Origin of the sequence: Proteus hauseri ATCC 700826 (assembly GCF_001654965.1) — a bacterium.
Classification (GTDB): Bacteria; Pseudomonadota; Gammaproteobacteria; order Enterobacterales; family Enterobacteriaceae; genus Proteus; species Proteus hauseri.
The window spans coordinates 39129-56663 of record NZ_LXEV01000028.1 but is presented as its reverse complement, the minus strand read 5'-3'; the positions used below and the strand labels follow the sequence as shown (position 1 = coordinate 56663).

Annotated in this window: 14 protein-coding genes and 4 tRNA genes; 8 read left to right on the top strand and 10 right to left on the bottom strand. The window is 32.7% G+C overall.

The features are described 5' to 3' along the window. Positions 1–4: 4 nt before the first annotated feature. Together rcsB and rcsD are read right to left on the bottom strand one after the other, a co-directional pair. Positions 5–661, bottom strand: a complete 657-nt coding sequence (gene rcsB / locus M997_RS12460; RefSeq protein WP_064720435.1) for a response regulator transcription factor RcsB — start codon at positions 659–661, stop codon at positions 5–7. Between the two features lie 2 nt (positions 662–663). Continuing rightward, complete coding sequence (gene rcsD / locus M997_RS12455) at positions 664–3378, bottom strand: phosphotransferase RcsD (protein WP_064720434.1); 2715 nt, start codon at positions 3376–3378, stop codon at positions 664–666. Positions 3379–3579: 201 nt separating this feature from the next. Between rcsD and M997_RS12450 the strand changes: the two genes are divergently transcribed. The 5 genes from M997_RS12450 (at position 3580) to M997_RS12430 (ending at position 4682) form a co-directional block, all read left to right on the top strand. Next, a tRNA-Ser gene (locus M997_RS12450) sits at positions 3580–3667 on the top strand. 6 nt (positions 3668–3673) lie between these two features. Further along, positions 3674–3749 (top strand) — tRNA-Thr (locus tag M997_RS12445). 262 nt (positions 3750–4011) lie between these two features. After that, positions 4012–4099 (top strand) — tRNA-Ser (locus M997_RS12440). A gap of 6 nt (positions 4100–4105) precedes the next feature. Continuing rightward, positions 4106–4181 (top strand) — tRNA-Thr (locus M997_RS12435). Between the two features lie 75 nt (positions 4182–4256). Then, positions 4257–4682, top strand: coding sequence for a GNAT family N-acetyltransferase (locus tag M997_RS12430; protein WP_064720433.1), 426 nt, complete (start codon positions 4257–4259; stop codon positions 4680–4682). A 553-nt stretch (positions 4683–5235) separates the two neighbouring features. On the opposite strand, the gene M997_RS12425 is transcribed toward M997_RS12430, so the two are convergent. The 3 genes from M997_RS12425 to M997_RS12415 all read right to left on the bottom strand — a co-directional run bounded on the left by M997_RS12425 (position 5236) and on the right by M997_RS12415 (position 7352). Further along, a complete protein-coding gene (locus M997_RS12425; RefSeq protein WP_064720432.1) occupies positions 5236–6138 on the bottom strand; it encodes a helix-turn-helix domain-containing protein in 903 nt (300 codons plus the stop codon). A 410-nt stretch (positions 6139–6548) separates the two neighbouring features. Beyond that, positions 6549–6995 (bottom strand): hypothetical protein, encoded by a 447-nt coding sequence (locus tag M997_RS12420; RefSeq protein ID WP_064720431.1) that lies wholly within the window; start codon positions 6993–6995, stop codon positions 6549–6551. A 177-nt stretch (positions 6996–7172) separates the two neighbouring features. Beyond that, entirely contained in the window at positions 7173–7352 is a 180-nt protein-coding gene (locus M997_RS12415; protein ID WP_064720430.1) for a GhoT/OrtT family toxin, read from the bottom strand. A gap of 658 nt (positions 7353–8010) precedes the next feature. Between M997_RS12415 and M997_RS12410 the strand changes: the two genes are divergently transcribed. Next, a complete protein-coding gene (locus M997_RS12410; RefSeq protein WP_064720469.1) occupies positions 8011–8553 on the top strand; it encodes a DUF924 family protein in 543 nt (180 codons plus the stop codon). 71 nt (positions 8554–8624) lie between these two features. On the opposite strand, the gene M997_RS12405 is transcribed toward M997_RS12410, so the two are convergent. Genes M997_RS12405 through M997_RS12395 form a run of 3 tightly spaced genes read right to left on the bottom strand, consistent with a single transcriptional unit; the run spans position 8625 to position 12466 of the window. Then, entirely contained in the window at positions 8625–9401 is a 777-nt protein-coding gene (locus M997_RS12405) for a dimethyl sulfoxide reductase anchor subunit family protein (protein WP_064720429.1), read from the bottom strand. A gap of 3 nt (positions 9402–9404) precedes the next feature. Continuing rightward, positions 9405–10022, bottom strand: a complete 618-nt coding sequence (locus tag M997_RS12400; RefSeq protein ID WP_023581764.1) for a DMSO/selenate family reductase complex B subunit — start codon at positions 10020–10022, stop codon at positions 9405–9407. An 11-nt stretch (positions 10023–10033) separates the two neighbouring features. Then, on the bottom strand, positions 10034–12466 hold the full coding sequence (locus tag M997_RS12395) for a DMSO/selenate family reductase complex A subunit (protein WP_064720428.1): 2433 nt from the start codon (positions 12464–12466) through the stop codon (positions 10034–10036). 939 nt (positions 12467–13405) lie between these two features. Between M997_RS12395 and M997_RS12390 the strand changes: the two genes are divergently transcribed. Continuing rightward, on the top strand, positions 13406–15046 hold the full coding sequence (locus tag M997_RS12390; RefSeq protein WP_064720427.1) for a hypothetical protein: 1641 nt from the start codon (positions 13406–13408) through the stop codon (positions 15044–15046). A 104-nt stretch (positions 15047–15150) separates the two neighbouring features. Here M997_RS12390 and M997_RS12385 read toward each other — a convergent pair whose 3' ends face one another. After that, positions 15151–15729 carry an HdeD family acid-resistance protein gene (locus M997_RS12385; protein WP_064720425.1) on the bottom strand — a complete coding sequence of 193 codons (579 nt, stop codon included), beginning with the start codon at positions 15727–15729 and terminating at the stop codon, positions 15151–15153. A 194-nt stretch (positions 15730–15923) separates the two neighbouring features. On the opposite strand from M997_RS12385, the gene M997_RS12380 reads away from it, so the two are divergent. Then, entirely contained in the window at positions 15924–16781 is an 858-nt protein-coding gene (locus tag M997_RS12380; RefSeq protein ID WP_064720468.1) for a D-amino-acid transaminase, read from the top strand. 149 nt (positions 16782–16930) lie between these two features. Here the strand turns inward: M997_RS12380 and M997_RS12375 are convergent, their stop codons facing one another. Next, the gene (locus M997_RS12375; protein WP_064720424.1) at positions 16931–17491 is read right to left on the bottom strand and encodes a helix-turn-helix domain-containing protein; all 561 of its coding nucleotides are present in this window, start codon (positions 17489–17491) and stop codon (positions 16931–16933) included. Positions 17492–17535 lie beyond the last annotated feature (44 nt).

The following is a 17535-nucleotide window of genomic DNA, read 5'->3' as shown; positions in this document are numbered from 1 at the left end:
CGAGTTAATCGTCGCCGTTAATTTCCTTATCAATAGTCACGGATGATAAGTAGTTGAGAAGTGCAATATCATTATCAACACCTAACTTCATCATTGCTGATTTTTTCTGGCTACTAATCGTTTTAATACTACGATTTAGTTTTTTAGCAATTTCAGTGACAAGGAAGCCTTCAGCAAACAATCTAAGGACTTCGCTCTCTTTTGGTGATAGGCGTTTATCGCCGTAACCATTGGCATTAACTTTCTCTAATAGTTTTGCAACGCTCTCAGGCATAAATTTTTTGCCTTTCTGTAACGTTGCCAAGGCTTTTGGTAAATCTGTTGGTGCACCTTGTTTTAAAACGATACCTTCAATTTCAAGGTCAAGCACTGCACTTAAAATAGCAGGGTTGTTATTCATGGTTAGTACAATAATAGACAAGTTAGGATAGTGTCTTTTTATGTACTTAATCAATGTAATACCATCGCCATATTTATCACCAGGCATTGAAAGATCGGTGATTAGGGCATCAGCATTTAGCTTTGATAAGTTATTGATAAGTGAAGTTGAATCTTCAAACTCACCAACAACATTAACCCATTCAATTTGTTCTAAATATTTACGAATACCGAATAAAACAATCGGATGATCATCGGCAATAATAATATTAAGGTTATTCATGTTTAATTGTTACCTTGCTGCAGCAACTGTTGAATCCATTTATCCAGTTGACTGATACGTTCTTTTATCTCTAATTCATTATGATTTTTTATGTCACGCTCTAAATATTCACAGCTCTCTTTGAGATACTCCAAATCTAACATGGCAAAAACCCCTTTTAGGCGATGTGCAGTTTGGGCTAGAGAAGGAAAGTCTTTATTAGTTGCCTCTAAATGTAATTTTTCAATATCAGTTGGAACAGTATTGATAAATAGCTCCTTATAATCACTACCATCCAGCTTGTGTCTATAATTATTAAGAATTACTTCGTGATTATCAAGGTTATTATTTTCATTTAAAATACTCGCTTGAGTTGTTTCTAGAGTTAATGACTCATTTTCTTCAATCAAATAAGTAATAGACTCTATTAATGCATCACCGAAGTTATAGTTACACTTTATTAAATTTTTTGATATTTTTTCAAATCCAACAATAGTACTAACTAATAATATTGTTGCTGATTCTGCTTTATCATCAGGAGTATCTTTAAGTATGATATCGTATTCAGGATAAAGATTCTCTTTATTTTTATCAAAGTATGTAGCGCCATATTTATCAAGCTGTTGGCAAACAATTTTTTCTATTTCAGGGTTTTTTATGGCGAGTTTTGCACTTACGCCTTCTAATAATACGTCAAAGCTACGTTCTTGGGTATCAATATGCTGGTATGGTAGTACGATGCGGAAATGAGAACCAATACTTTCCTGACTCTTAATAGTTAAATCTCCCTGTATTTTCTTACACAATAAATGGCATAAATAAAAAATAATTCCAGAGTTGGAATAATATTTATCACCCATAGCTTGCCCAAGAAATGGATATTTAATATTAGCAATATCTTGTGGTGTAAGTCCGCTACCACTGTCAATAATATCAATAAGTATTTCTTCTTTATCTTTGTCTTTATTTTTTACTAAATTTAAATTAACAGCAATTTTTCCATAATTAGTCGTGCTGATGGCATAATTAATCAGAGATAAAATGATTTTACTTAATGCCGGTCCATCGTTAATTAAAAGTAATCCAGGCCTTATATTGTTATGAAAATAAAGTGTTAGTCCTTTTCTTATCATAAAAGGCGTAGTAGTTAGAAGAATAGATTCAACAAGCGTTGAAAGTTCAAATTCATCTTTATGAATCTTCCATTCTTGATTTTCTAACTTATTAATTAAAGTGATGTTTTCAATCCACTCTGAAATATAGTTAGTTTTTTCTAATAGAAGGCTAAGCAACTGCTGATGGATATCTTCAGGTAATAGTTCTTTAAACTGATAAACCATTCCATTAATGTCTTTAATTGGTCGCATTAATTCTAATGACATATTGGAAAGGATTTTACGACGAGCAATAGTGTTTTTTTCATATTCTTGCTGCGCTAGTTGCAATTTTTTATTGATCAAGGCTTCATTATCTTTATTCAAAAAAATGAATAGAGAGGTATTATCAATATTGTTGTTATTACTTGTTCTAATTTCATAGATTTCATTATTGATGGCTGTTTGTATCAGACCATTGTGTTCTATCGCCATTTGACGAATTTTTGATAAATCAATATGAGGTAGTAGCTTTTCAGCGTGACTATTGCTGATAATCTTATGATTAGAGGAAAAATTGTATACTAATAATCCGATAGGAAGGTTAGAGATAATGTCATTCGTCATTTCTTCTTTAATACGCAGATTGCGTGTCATTGAGATGTAAGGATAGACATATTTATTGCGAATATAGATATGGCCAAAAATAGAGATCAGAATAAAAGAGAAAAGGCTAATTAATAGCCAGATATTTTTATAAGTGATTTCTGTGATTATCGCCTTTAAAGGGTATTCATAAGAAAGAGAATAAGGGATCCCTGCAATAGGCTGAGAAAAGATGAGTGAAGAGCCATCGGTCGAAACTTCGATATCATTTTTATCATAAATTGTTTGCTGACCCGTAGGCAGTAGTCTCAAATACTGAGGCTGTAACTCATAAGGAAGAAAGTTATTTATAGGTAAATCAAAAGCAATGACGCTAGTTAGCTGCCCAGGAACATTAAACATAATCCGGTAAGTGTAGTAATAAATGTTTTCTGTAGACATTTTCCTAATCGGAGAAATACTCTCTTTTTCATCTAATGCAGTAGATTGCATTAAAAGTTCAGAGCGTTTGTTCTCTGCAGTTAAAGTTAGATAACTCTCTTTATAACGGATCTCAGGTTTAAGTACTGAGTGTGTAGTAACTAATATAAGGTCATTGCCTTTACCATTAAGGTAATAAAGAGAGCTGTAGTCATTACGAACGCCCCAAAGTATTTCTAGTGAATTAGCAAAACGTCTTGCTAGTTGAAAAGTATGTTCATTTGCTTTACCAAATACAATGGTATCAACCGTTTGATCTCTGCCTTCAAGCCAATAAACATCGGTGCGTAATTTTATTGGGTTGATAGATATTGGTGGATAAATAGTCGAGTCGGCCATTTTGTTTGATAATTGGAAAAGCTGGTTTGAATGATAGCGGTAATCTTCAACCTGTAATGCGAATTTGTGTGTTGTGTTATTTAATGCATTCTTTTTATTGTCGAGCCAAGAGTTAAAGTAGCTATAGGCATATAAAAAGAGAGATATGACCAGAAAAATAAGAAATAGGGCATATATACGAGTCAATGTATTTGGTTTTAATTGAGTCAGTTTGCGCATTCAGTTTGCGAACCTTTAAAAACGAAGTAAGTAGAAGATAATTATTGGTTAAACAACCATCAGCATTTAGCCATTATATTAACAGGTTATCACTTTAAAAGGGATATTCGAGTGAACTTTGAGCAAACAAACAGAAAAAGCGAAATTTTTTATATTCAGAACTAGACAGCACGACGAGAGATAGGCATAATTCCGCGCTATGGAAGGATGGCCGAGTGGCTGAAGGCAGCGGTCTTGAAAACCGCCGATGGGAAACCATCCTAGAGTTCGAATCTCTATCCTTCCGCCAGAATTAGCCGGCTTAGCTCAGTTGGTAGAGCAACTGACTTGTAATCAGTAGGTCACCAGTTCGACTCCGGTAGCCGGCACCATATAAGAACCCGTTATCTCGCAAGAGGTAGCGGGTTTTTTCTTTGTTTATTTTTACACTATTATTCCTCTATTTTTAAATCAGTAGTGATATGAATTAATGTTATTGATATCTCATTAATGTAGCTATTCGACCGAAATATTAATAAGTTATCTTTTTTTAATCAAAATTAGACTGAAGTTTAATCAAACGAATAAAAAAATGATTTTTTTTGCCTTCAGGACTAGACAGCGCGGCGAGAGATAGGCATAATTCCGCGCTATGGAAGGATGGCCGAGTGGCTGAAGGCAGCGGTCTTGAAAACCGCCGATGGGAAACCATCCTAGAGTTCGAATCTCTATCCTTCCGCCAGAATTAGCCGGCTTAGCTCAGTTGGTAGAGCAACTGACTTGTAATCAGTAGGTCACCAGTTCGACTCCGGTAGCCGGCACCATATAAGAACCCGTTATTTCGTAAGAAATAACGGGTTTTTTCTTATCTATAGTTTTATTACTTAAAAACTATCACTATGAAAATTAGACTCGCTACACTTTCTGAACTGCACTTAATAAGCCAAATCGACACTTATGCTCAAATACATTCTTCACGCATTGACGAAATAAAAACTTGGATTAATGAGAATTCACTTTATCTTGTCGTTGTTGATACGGTTATTGTTGCTTATGGTGTTTTTCATTATCGTTTTTTTCAGTGTGGTTTTATTGAATTGATTATGGTTGATGAAAACTATCGTTCACAAGGTTTAGCGACTAAGCTAATTACATATTTTAAGGCATCATCAAAAACAGCGAAGATTTTTACTTCTACAAATCAATCTAATCTTAAAATGAAAACGATATTGTCCAGATCAGGTTTCGTCGAAAGCGGTTGTGTAGATAATTTAGATGAAGATGATACTGAATTAATTTATTATTTTAATACATTAAATATGTAAAACAACATCCTCAAAATAGGATCATTTTATCGCAAGGTGATTTATAAATTATCGAGTTGCGTTATTTGGGTTGTATTCAAGAAGAACTTTATTTTTGATATCATTTGCATTGATTGTCATTTTCTGTGGTATGAATGCTTTTGATTGTTGTTTTTAGGTTTTGTATCGCAATCATTTATATCGTTAAAAATTGATACAATGAAAGAGAAAAGAGTAGTATTTAAAGATAATCAAGTAAGTCTCTAGCTAGTTTATATAAATGGGATACGGTAATAAAATCACGTAAAGAAATAAGAAAATAAACTTTTCAATAGAAAATATTATTACAACTATTTTATTTTTTTTTCGTTTATTACAGATAGAACATGAAAAATTTAATTGAAAAAGATTAATTTATTTTTTTCTTGAGTAATAATAAATTTTAACTAGTATAAATAATTTGAAATGTGATTAGTAATGTATTGATAATTATAGTTTTTTATAAATCATTTTTTATTATAGTGTAAGGTTAATATTCTACCCTTATTCTCTGAGAAGATAGAATATTAAATTATTATTTGAGGTTCGGTTTAATATCAATAGGAATATAATAATTAATATTTTTTATTAAAGATAATGGATTATTGATAAGATCTAAAACGTGATAGTTTTCTTTTAAAATATATTCCTCAATGTCCGGTTCCCCTTTTTTTCGTGGAATATTTAATTTTCGCATTAAAACACCATAAATATTGTAAATAATATCTTTGTAATCAAGTTGTAATAGCGCTGGCGAAAGCGTGATTTTTAAATATTTTTTATTATTAATTATCTCGGTGTAATTAAAATTTGAATTATCTCTATCTACTAAATTCTCTCTCATTGTTGCATAATTAATAACGAGATTGTTTCTTTGTTCAGAAAAAATATTGTGAGTAGCATAGATTTTATTGTGATTATAAAGTGCTTTTTTGAAAAATATTTCCCAATACTCTTTGCGCTTTTTTTCAGTATTTAGATTCCACTCAATAGAATTAGACTGGTAAGTATGGCTGATCCCAATTAGAGAAAGGTTGTCAATATCAATAATTTGCATATCTAAATTATAACCTGCAAATTTTCTTAATGGTAAAGTAAAACCATGTGCTTGCCAATTTGCTTTTCGGCGATAATCGTAAGGGGTAATATTAAATAGCTTTTTAAAAGCACGAGAAAAAGTTTGTTGAGAGTCAAAACGATATTTCAATGCGATATCAAGTAATGGTGTACGCTGTAAGCGTAATTCAATAGCAGCACAAGAAAGACGTCTAGCTCTTATATAGGATGCTAGTGTTAAGTTTGTCTGTTCTTTAAACATTCGCTGAAGATGCCATTTAGAGTAGCCTGATTTTTGTGAAACACTTTCTAAGCTCAGATTTTTTTCTAAATTATCTTCGATCCAACAAATAATATCAGTAATGACATTTTCACTAAACATATTTTAACTCTAAGTAGAAACTCTATTTAAAAATAGAAAATATTAATAATCGTAATTTACCTAAAATACTGTAATGTTTTTACTCTTATTTGTAAATGTATAATAAAAAATAGGTTAATTAAAATAAATATTTTTGTATTTAATCAATTGGTTAGTGTTTTTAAATTAAGGTGTTTAAGTGAATTTACCTGGCAAGAATTTAACAAAATAAAATGGTCGAATATTAGATGTTAATTCGTTAATAAAATCTAAGCTAAAAGAGTTATTTTTAGAACGTTTAAATTAATAATATCTGGCTTTGAAAATATTATTTTTAGTTATTACTTTTCAACATTAACAGGGCTATTATCTTAGATAATAGCCCTGTTAATTAATAATCTATCTTTATTTTATAGAAAATAGCAATTAAATCATGCATTCATTAATGTAATTTGCCAAGATCTATCTAATTCTCTTTGGCTGTAAATATAAAAATGACCTTTAATAATAAATATAGCACCTGATTTGTTAAAACCTTCAAAATAATCATGAGTATCAGTTGATAGCAATTTCCCATCACTTTGAATTAAAAATAATTCAAAGTATTTACTATCTGAGGAAATACAACATAAATATTGTTTTCCATTTGCAGAGTCATAGATAATTTGCATGTAGTCATAATAATGCTTAAAGATATTAGTTTCAACCAATGGGTCAAATTTTCCATCAGAAGTAAGTGTCTTCGTTTCATATTTTCTGTCTCGATTCAATGAAAGCATGTAATCATTTCTTCCTACAGAAAAAGAGATATTCATAGCATAAAATGTGTCAGCTACTCCTGAAGCAGTGACTTTAGTATTACTCTTGGTTTCACTCATTTAAAATTTCCTTATTGATTTGGTATCCAATATTACTTTATCTTTATTTTTTATTTTTTAAATAATAAAAATAGATACATCTATTTTAATATTTAATTAACTATCTTAAAAAAAGAGAGTAGATATAGAAAAATTAAATAAGGAAAATAATTAGGCTATGATTATAGACTTAAAAATTTAGCTAAAAATAGAAAAAACAAGAGCCATAAAGAAACTTAATGGCCAGGTAATGGCAATCAAGAACGCACTTAGCAGACGCATGACAAGGCTAGGATCTTTTGTTAGAAAGAAAGTAACAATAAAAGAGAGTACAGCACCAACAAGGTAGCTTATTCCAATAACAGCAATGGTAGACATAACGATTCATTCAGTAGATAGACTATGACGATTGTACTCCAAATTTGTTAAAGAAACAGAGGAATAGCGCAAATTTTTAGATAAATGTCATTAGTAATGCGTGTTTTTTAATCTTTTATCTCATTATTGATCCTCATATATTTTATACAAAATAAATTGATATCCTTATAATAATATCGATTGTTATTTATTTATCTTATTGAATTATAAATTATTTATTTACAATAAAGATTGTTAAGTAATAATGCTTATTTAAAGCCTACTAAGTAATACATGTAATATTTATTAGTATATCGTTAATTTTTTTTAAGCTGTTTTGCTGTTTGTTTTGTAGGCATATTGTTTGAGTTAGTTTGTTTTTATATTTATTAAAATAATAAAATATGAGATTGAAAAAATATTGTTAACAATATTTTGAGTAGATAGAACGATAGCTTATGGATGGCGTCACTTAATGGATATAAGTGTTCGCTAGGAAGCGATTTTAATCTCCTTTGAATCGATCCAAAGGAGATTTATTTTTTTATTAAATTGATGATAGGGTTAAGTAATAATAAGGTTTAAGATATATCACTATTAAAAGTAAGATAGTTTGAAGAAAAACTCAGGTAATAATAAAGCTAATTTTTCACTAACAAGCGACAGCGTGGTTATGAATATGAATCCCTATCAATCAGTTTTAACTTTTTGGTTTGATGAATGCACTCCCGAGCAGTGGTTTAAGAAAGATGCTTCTTTCGATAAAGAAATTAAAGACAGATTTGGTTCGCTTTGTGAACAAGCCAGCCGAGCAGAGTTATCATATTGGCGAGAAAGTATTGAAGGGCGTTTAGGTGAAGTTATTATACTCGATCAATTTTCACGTAATATTTGGCGTGATACACCTCAAGCATTCTCTCAAGATAATATGGCACTTATTTTAGCTCAAGAGGCGATTCGCCAACCTGAATATCTTTCTTTAACCCCGGTTAAACGAAAGTTTTTAATTATGCCATTTATGCATTCTGAATCTAAAAAAATTCACCAAGATGCGCTGACTCTTTTCTCTCAGTTAAATGATGAAAACACTTATCAATATGAACTGCGACATAAAGAAATTATTGATAAATATGGCCGCTATCCACATCGTAACGAAATTTTAGGCAGAGAATCAACACCAGAAGAGCAACTCTTCTTGCAACAACCTGGTTCATCATTCTAAAAAAAAATGCATACCTAAAAAGGTATGCATTTGCTTTTGTTTCTTAAAATTACGTTTTAAGAAAATCAAAGTTACATCGTAATATGCCACAAATTATAGAAAGCAATACGGCCTGATAATTCAGCAATAATGACTGCTGCGGCACAAGTTGCTAGTGTCATTTTTGATGTCTGTGCTTTCAGAGCCGTGAAACCAACAATCACAATACCTAATGCAAGTACTGCAAGTTGGAATCCCCAAAAAATAGTTTGTTCTGCACTAAGTTCAGGGCCTGTAAAACCAAGGAAGCTCACGTAACCAGAACGTGTTGCTAAGGTGATAATAGCGCCAATAATAAAAGATAATGCACCTAAGCGTCTTGCACCTGTGGCCATAGCCAAAACACCACCACCGACTAACAACGTCATCCAAAATTGCAATGTTGTGTAATCAGTATCCCAGTTAGCAATGGTTGCAATATGATAAACTTGTGGAATTGACCATACAAAAGCTAATCCAAAAATAACGGTAAATAGATTACAAATTTCACGTAATCCATTCCACTTTTTCATTACTGTTAATGCAACAGTAACAAATGCAAATCCAGTAAATATGCCACTTAAAAATGCTTCGTTACTCATAGGAGAACGGCCAACACCTAATAGCATATTAAAGAAACGCAGTGGTTGCCCTACGTGTAACCCACCAATTCCTAAACCGATCAGCATTAAGATTAATGCTAAGATATTTGCGTTACGTAATTGGTTTTGATCAATTTGACCTAATTTTTTACTGATATAAGCAATAAGAAACAGCCCAGCTGCTGAAGAACCTAATACAGTAAAAAAGACTAGAGGAAGTTCATGCATGGTTTATACCTCCGCCGCATTTTGAACTGAACCGGTTTTATCACCAGAAGGTTTGGCTTCTTTATGTGCTTTGATGACGATATTTGGGTTAGTTAAGCTTGGGTCTGGCATTGGTGCAATACCACACTCAGTGCCATGTTTTGCTCTAATCACTTCAATATCATCAAAATCCAGTGCGCGTTGAGGGCAAGACTCAACACAAACCGGTTTCATGCCTTGTGCTACACGTTCATAGCAACCATCACATTTAGACATGAGTTTTTTCTTTTCATCAAATTGTGGTGCACCATAAGGGCAACGCAATTCGCAATAACGGCAACCTACACAAATATCTTGGTTAACAACAACTAAACCATCTTCTTCTCGTTTATGCATTGCACCAGTCGGACAACCTGCAACACAAGTTGGGTTAGAACAATGGTTGCAAGAAATGGATAGATAATAACTATAAATATTTTGTGTCCAGATGCCATCTTGTTTAGCCCAGCTACCACCACCATATTCATAAACACGACGGAATTTAGGGCCTAAATCTAAATCTTTTTCATCCTTGCAGCTGACTTGACAGGTTTTACAGCCAGTGCATTTAGTGGAGTCAAAATAAAAACCATATTGCTTCATGAGTTAACTCCTTATGCACGTTTCACTTCAACAAGGTTTGTATGTTGTGGATTACCTTTAGCAAACGGCGATGGGTGCCAGCTTGTTAATGTGTTAATACATCCACCTTTATCTACACCTGTTGTATCAAGATCTCGCCATGCACCTTGAGGCACTGCAATAACGCCAGGTAAAACACGATCTGTTACTTTTACTCTAATATTCAAGCGACCGCGGCTATTATAAATTTCAGCAATATCACCTGATTTTAAGCCGCGTTCTTGTGCATCAATTGGGTTTAACCAAAATTGATGAGGGATCGCTTCACGTAACATCGCCACATTATAGTAACTAGAGTGAACGTGACCTTTATCGTGGAAACCGGTCATTTGCAGAGGGAATTCTTCTTTCAATGTAACGTTTTCAACGCCTTCTTCATTCTTACAATATTCTGGAATAGCAGGGATACGGTCGCCTTCAGGTAAAACCCAGCCTTCGGTATCTTGCATTAATTTTTCAGAATAAATTTCAATCTTACCTGACGCTGTTTTTAATGGGTTAGCGATAGGGTCTTGACGGAATGCTTCAAGTGCAACGTATTGATTACGATTAGGTAATTTACGATCTATAATCCCCATATCATTGGTTTCTGCAAAGGTAGGCAGTGCAGGGTTTTTCTCACGCATTTGGTTATAGCAATACTCAATCCACTCTTCGTAAGTCCGACCTTCGGTAAATTGCGCTTTGGTACCCATTTTTTCTGCAATATCTGTTAAGACATCATAGCAAGGGCGGTTTTCCCAAAGAGGTTTAATCGCATTTTGTAAGCGGACAACATAGTGGTAAGCACCACTGGCGTAAGAGTTGTTAATAAGATCGTTTGTTTCAACCGTTGTCACATCTGGCAGTAAGATATCAGCGTATTTTGCAGATGGTGTCATGTGGTTATCCCACACTAAAATAAACTCACATTTTGATTCATCTTGCAGTAAATCATGAGTTTTATTCAGGTCAGCATGTTGGTTACCAATCACGTTACTGGAATAACACCACATAAATTTAATGCCAGTATCTAGTTTATCTTTATTTCTAACACCCGCATTTTTACTGGTTAATTCTTCACCATGCGCAATCGCTTCAGACCACATAAAAGTTGGGATCAACGTTTTTACAGGATTAGGAAGTGCGAAGCTTGCAACAGGGTAAGCAACGTTACCGCCCCAACAGCCAGTATTTGTACCAGGGCGACCAATATGACCCGACATTAATGGCAACATCATAATAGAACGACAAGCTTGTTCACCATTAGTGGTACGTTGAATACCCCAGCCTTGAGAGATCCACGCCGCTCTTGCATTACCAATTTCACGCGCCAGTTGAATAATACGCGCAACAGAAATGCCGGTTAATTTACTTGCCCATTCAGGGGTTTTTGCAATGCCATCAGGTCCATTACCTAAAATGTAATCTTTATAAGAGCCATTTTCAGGTGCTGATGCAGGGAGTGTTTGCTTATCCCAACCGACGCAATATTCACGTAAGAAATCTTCATCAGTAATACCTTCTTGGATCATCACATAACCTAGTGCTGCAACTAATGCAGCGTCGGTGCCTGGATAAATAGGGATCCATTCAGCACCGAGTGTTGTCACACTGTCAGTACGGCGAGGGTCGATGATGATAACTTTGCTTTTGCTCTTATCTAACGCATTTAGCGTTTCATAGAACTGGCCACCACCTGACATACGTGTTTCAGCAAGATTATGACCAAACATCACAACTAGGTCTGAATTCTCAATTTCCGTTAACAGAGATTCCAGCATATCGCCATAAACATAAGGGACGATACCGGTTAATTGAGAGTAAGAATAAGTGCCATAGTCACTTAAAAAGCCACCTACGGTGCTTAATAAACGTTTACATGCTGTTCTACCGTGCAAGTTTGCACCGGTAGAACCTGTACCATATTGATAATAAATTGCTTCATTACCGTATTTTTCGATGGTGTATTGTAATTTTTCGGCGATGATTGATGTTGCTTCATCCCAAGAAATACGTTCAAATTTACCTTCACCACGTTTACCCACACGTTTCATTGGGTATTTTAAACGATCTGGGTTATACGTTTTCCAACGTACAGAACGACCACGCAGACATGGGCGAATTTGGTGAAGACCAAATGTTGAATCGTCATACATAGTTTCATTAGAAATACGACGAATAACGCCATCTTTCACATGAACTTTTAATGGACAACGGCTACCACAGTTCACTAAACATGCACTGTATTTGATAGTTTCCGCTGTTTCATCAGGACGGATACCCTGGATATTTTGAGCATTTGCAGAGAAAGGTAATGACACCGTTCCTGCCACAGCAGCAGCGCCTGAAAGAACCGCTGCAGACTGAATGAACCCACGCCGGCTCATTTCAGTAATCGAAGTATTATTTTTAATTTTTGACATTGACATTACCCTAACATTTTTCACAACAAGTAAAGTTGTATATATATGTTAAGTTATAACCCTCATACCTATAATGATTTATATCAATATAAAAAATGTTAATAACGTTATCTAAAAAAATAACTATTAAACAAATGGTTACATATTTTGATAATATACCACTTTAGTGGTAAAAAAATATCAGTTAAATAGGATGTAGCAATCAATCGATATATAATAAATAACATAACGGTAATAATTAGAATATAAAAAACAAGATTGTTAACATAATAATAAAATAGAGACTCATTAATAATTGTTAATCTTTAAATAAGAAAGGGAAGGTTTTTTCTGTTCAGAAATAAATTTAGTATCAGCACTTAGTCAATTGGATATTTAATATTCAACGTATTGCAATGAATTAAGCGAAGTAAAATTTATGTTACTAAAAATAATTGAGAAAAGTAGAATGAGAGGAGAAATAAAAAGAAAATAAAAGCCAGAAGTTGTCTCTCGATAAAATGATGACTTTTCTGGCTTTATGCTATATTTGTTTTAAATAACAAACAATTACAGTAAGCGTGATGATGATAAATGAACAACAACCTGATGCAGTTGAGTAATAAAAGAAGTCATTGATTTCATGTTAAGTATCCTATTAATAAAATGTGATTCATGTCACAAATATTTTCTGATACTGATTTTAGTCACATTCTCATAACAGTCAATAGTTTTTTAAAAAATATTTTAAAAATTAAATTATTTTTTATTTTAGATGTATTTATCTTGGAAATTAATATCATTTTTAATCTGCATTAACCTTTATCATATTGTTTTTATTGGTTTTTATTTTTCATCTATTAACAATGCTTAGTTGACTCTTTTCCATTGTGATTTTCTCTGCGAATTTTTGCTTTAAGCTAAAAATGGAGTCGGTAATAAAAAAAAGGAAATCACGTAATGACAATAGAAACAAAAGAAGAACGTTTGCAGAAAATCTTACAAGCTCAACAATTATCAGCTAAAAAAATCGTGCAGTCAGATGATAACGATAACGATCAAGACCTAGATAAAGGAGATAAAGATATTGATAATGGAATAGTTGTTCACTTTAAACAGATAAAAAACACACCAGATGAACCCGATCATGAAGTAAAGATTAATCAAAAAATAAAATATGAAATATCGGTTACAGGAACTGATTTACGGTTAGCTGAATGGAAAACAAGCCCTAAAGGTATTCTTGTTCTACCTAATAAAAAGGATATTTTTGTTTCAATTATTGATAGCGACAAAACGGAAGTGACCTTAACGGGAAATCGCAATGGTGTTGCTTCATTAAATCTTATTTTAAAAGATGAAAATGACGAGCAACCTCAATACAGTACAAATATTCAAATACGTGTAACTTCCACCGCACCTGATTTAAAATTTGATTGTTTAGCAACTAATTGTGAGAAATTTGAAGATCTATTAACTATTCGTTCAGAATCTATGCAGTGGCCAAGTAAATGGGAGGAGGTTTCTAAAAACTTTATTGTTCATTTAATCGATGAAGAGGGTAATGACGTACAAAATAAAGTTGTTGAGTTAGTTTTTACTAGGGATAAGAGTACGATAATTACAGAGCCTACAATAATAAAATCAGAAGATGATAGTGAGGGAAAAACAAGAACAAATAAGTATGGTATAGCAATATTTAAAGTTAAATTTAAACATGCTAAGCCAGGTGAAATAGCGGTGTTTTATGCTAGTAGTGAAAATTCAGAAACACCAGCCAAAGAGATCAAGTCAAAAGATTTTTATGTTGAGATAACTAATGAAAAACTCTCATCACCTAAAGTGCCTGCTGCATTAAACGGTGTATTGAGTTATCACAGTGATAATTATTGTGTTAATGCTAATCTTATTCTCGGTCGAGATATTAGTGAAAGTACTCAAGTCGGTTTTTATTTTAATGACCAGTTAAAAATGCTGCCGTGCACTGATAAATCAGCCATTTCAGTAAGATTAGAAAATCAAGCATTAACCAATGGTGTACATTATATCTCTTTCTTCACTGTCGATATTTTTGATAACGTGTGTTTCTCTCGTCGAGAGCGAATTATTGTTGATAATTCACTTACTGGTGAATGTGGTAAAAAAATTAAAAATATTGCCCCAAAACCTTGTATTAGTGTAACTATCCCTCAGATTTGTGATCGTTACTTTAATTCCTCTAATATACGCTTAGTTCCTACCTTGTGTTTACAAATTAGAAATCGTGTTGCGAAAATGAATATTCAAAAAATGATTATTATCTTTAATGGTTATTCTAAGAATATTGGTAGTGAAAAAACACTCGTATATCGTTCTACCATGGAAATTTATGCAGACGATCCTAGGTTGAAAAACTTTTTACAAGATACAACACCAAATGTTGAACCTATTAATATTGTTGAATTTGAAGACCCAGAATTAAACAGTATTCTTGCTGATGCATTGCCTAATATTGAAGTGGGCTATCTTGGTATACAGGTGATGGTATTTGAGAAAACGGGCGATTGCTATCTCTGTGGTGAAAATATGTACACTGTGGCTTTAAGACTTCCATGTGCATAATAAATTAAAGAAATAAAAGAAATAAAAGAAATAAAAGACAAAGAGTCACATTACAGTGGCTTTTTGTCTTTTATATAATAACTATTAATTTTCTCTCATTATTTTTAACGAACCATGCGTTTCATGGCACTTGTAATAGAAAAAATTGTAATTGAACTAAAAATAAGTTGGATCCCAATAAGTGTCATCACTAGTGCAACCGAATTCTGAGGACCAAAAGCAAGTAAAAAGTAGGCGACAATAATATCTAAAAAACCGACTAATACATTAAACCAGCCATAAAAATTATCTTTGATTTGCTTAAAACCAAGAAATAAGCGTAAAACACCGGCAAAAATAAATAGAAAACCAATAAGAAAAGCGAGGCTTAACATTCCTTGCAAAGGGTCAGTAATAAAAATATAGCCTAGCAGTAAATAGATAAATCCAGCTAACAAAGTAATTAACATTGAAGTGCCTGATGATACTTTGGTATTAAATCCAGCAATAATGCTGGTTATGGCACAGGCAAAAAAAATCACGCCAAGTAGAATACTGATAACAACACCAGAAGAAAGTGGGTTAATTATGCAGATAATCCCCGCAATAAATCCTAAAACAGCAATAATATTCATAAATATGCACTGTTTCTTAACCAGATTTTCTGTTAGTTGAGATAAATTATTCTTATTAATATCTAACATAACAACCTCCCTTATTTATATTTAACGACAATAAGCTAAATTATAGCAATTTTTATCTGTATAACATGATTTCTTTAAATAAATAGTGAAAAAATAAAACAAGATGTAGATAAAATAGCATTTGAAATGTAATTACCAAAGAGTAAGGTAGTAAAGTGATATAAAATGTAAATGAAATGAGTGACGGAGGTAAAGTGTCTGATATTGTTTATTTAAATCATCAGTTTGTGCCTAAAGAACAGGCGAAAATATCTGTTTTTGACCGTGGTTTTTTATTTGCTGATGCCGTATATGAAGTTACAGCAGTTATCGATAAAAAATTAGTTGATTTTGATGGTCATTTTCAACGTTTACAGCGTTCATGCAAAGAATTAGGTTTATCACTTTCATTGTCTAAAGATGAATTAAAACAAATCCATTTACAGCTTATTGAAAAAAATTCTTTACATGAAGGATTAGTCTATTTACAAATTACACGGGGTACTGATTCATCTCGTTTTTTTGATTTTCCTTCATCATCAATACATTCAACTCTAGTCGCCTTTGTTCAGCACTCTACGATTATTAATCATCCTAATGCAACGAAAGGGATTTCAGTGGTTACAGTCGATGATATTCGTTGGCAGCGCTGTGATATTAAAACGGTGGCATTATTAGCCGCGTGTTTAGCAAAGGATCATGCTCATCAACAAGGCGCTGATGATGCCATTTTTATTAAAGATGGATATGTGACTGAAGGGAGCTCAAGTAATTTTTTTATCGTAAATCAAAATAATGAAATAATTACACGGCCACTAAGTCAAAATATTTTACCAGGAATTACACGACAAGCACTTATTCAATTAGCAACAGAAATGGGATTAGAAATTAAAGAGCGTTTATTTACTGTTGATGAAGTCAAAATAGCAAAAGAAGCTTTTATTAGTTCAGCAACAACATTAATTTGGCCTGTTATTTCAGTTGATCAAAATTTAATTAATAATGGTGATGTCGGCCCTATATCACAACGCTTGCGAAAAATTTATCTTGATAAAGCAGTAGAGAAAAAATAAAAATGAGTGCTCAGACTTTATTTTTATTAGTTGAATTTTAAAATAGTTAAATATATTACCGTACTGTCTTCGTACTTTTATTAGACAAGTCAGTACGGTAAATCTTTGTAGTATTATTATAAAATGTAAAAAATTATTAAATATAAAAATTAATTATGGTGTTCAATAATCATAACCGCAGTTGTATCGCTTTCCAGAGCGCGCAAAACGTGAGTAATATCACCGGGATAACAAATATAATCACCAGGATGTAATTCCTGTTGATTTTCTAATGTACCAACAATTGCGCTGCCACTAATTATTATAATGTGTTCAGTGACGTTTTTACTATGAGGCTCCGATACTCTATCTTTACCTGGCTGTGCAATCACTGTGTAAATATCGCGTTTGGCACCATTAGGACAAGACGAAAGTAAAAAAGCATGATAGTAAGCTTTTTCTGCACTGATTTTAAATCCATCTCCTTTACGAATAACTTTAACTTCGGATTCTGGTGATGAAATAAGCTGAGAAAAAGGAATATTGAGAGCAACGCAAATTGCCCAAAGTGTTTCAATACTCGGATTTCCTTGTCCTGCTTCTAATTGTGATAGCGTAGATTTTGCAACACCTGCTCGCCTTGCTATTTCAGCAAGAGAAAGACCCGTTTTTTTTCTTTCTCTTGCAAAAGCTTGGGAGATAATTTCAATAGGTGTACAAGGTGATGACATCATAATTTCCTTTAAAAAATCAGCTTGCAAAAAAAACGGCCGTT